Raw genomic sequence first — 1,246 nt, 5'->3', positions numbered from 1 at the left:
TTTTCGGCTAACCTTCCCTGGCTGGGAGAGGAGCTGAGAACGATGAAAGCATCGAGGTTCACGGAGGCGCAAAAGGCGTTTGTCCTGAAGCAGGGCGAGGAAGGCACGCCGGTGGCCGAGATCTGCCGCAAGGCGGGGATCAGCCAGGCGACTTACTTCAACTGGAAGAAGCGATATGGCGGTTTGCTGCCGGACGAGATGCGCCGGCTGAAGGCGCTGGAAGACGAGAACAGCCGGTTGAAGAAGATCGTGGCCGACCTGACTTTGGATCGGGAAATGCTGCAGGACGTCATCCGCCGAAAGCTCTGAGGCCTGCCCGGACACGGGAACTGGTCGACGGGATGTTGGTGGGCTGGGGCATATCGATCCGCCGGGCATGTGAGGCCCTGCGCTTTGACCCGTCGAGCTACCATTACAAGTCCCGCCGAACCGGGCAGGCCGCATTGGAACTGAGGATCCGGGAGATTTGCGAAACACGGGTGCGCTATGGATATCGGCGTGTCCATGTCTTGCTGCGACGGGAGGGCTGGCAGGTGAACATCAAGAAGACCCGCAGGATTTACAACGAGTTGTGTCTGCAGCTCAGGAACAAGAATCCAAAACGTCGGGTGAAGGCCAAGCTGCGCGATGATCGCCAGGAGGCAGTCGGACCGAACGATGTCTGGGCTATGGATTTTGTTCATGACCAACTCGCTCTCGGCAACAAGCTGCGGATCCTGACGATCGTGGATACGCATTCCCGTTTCTGTCCAGCAGCCGACCCGCGCTTTGCTTACCGCGGTGAGGATGTGGTCCGGACACTGGAACGGGTCTGTGCCCAGGTCGGCTATCCCAGGACGATCCGGGTCGACAATGGCAGCGAATTTATCTCTCGCGATCTCGACCTGTGGGCTTATGCCAACGACGTCACCCTGGACTTCTCACGCCCTGGAAAGCCTACTGACAATGGCTTTATCGAGGCGTTCAACAGCAAGCTCCGGTCGGAATGCCTGAACGCGCACTGGTTCATGAGCCTTGCGGACGCGCAGGAAAAACTGGAGACTTGGCGTAGGCACTACAATGAGGACCGACCTCATAGTGCGATCGGATATAACGTCCCGATCGCCCTGCATAATCCCGGCGGCGCAGCCAGCCCGTCGCCATGACCGAGCCGGAAGACTCCAGCATCCGGCGGTCCGAGGTTGGGGAGCAGAGCACCAACCTGCAGACTCTCGTTATGAATGAGGGACCCGCAGGGGGCAGGTCA

1 protein-coding gene is annotated in these 1,246 nt (G+C 59.6%); it reads left to right on the top strand.

From position 1 onward, the window contains the following. Positions 1 to 42 precede the first annotated feature (42 nt). A protein-coding gene (locus KO490_RS15000; protein WP_216020242.1) for an IS3 family transposase occupies positions 43 to 1,145 on the top strand; the annotation gives its coding sequence in 2 pieces (ribosomal slippage) (positions 43 to 304 and positions 304 to 1,145; 1,104 coding nt in all). The last annotated feature ends 101 nt before the right edge of the window (positions 1,146 to 1,246 follow it).

It is taken from the genome of Paracoccus sp. C2R09 (assembly GCF_018860625.1).
Taxonomy (GTDB): domain Bacteria; phylum Pseudomonadota; class Alphaproteobacteria; order Rhodobacterales; family Rhodobacteraceae; genus Paracoccus.
The sequence above is the reverse complement of the archived record's forward strand: the minus strand, read 5'-3'. Positions and strand labels throughout refer to the sequence as shown.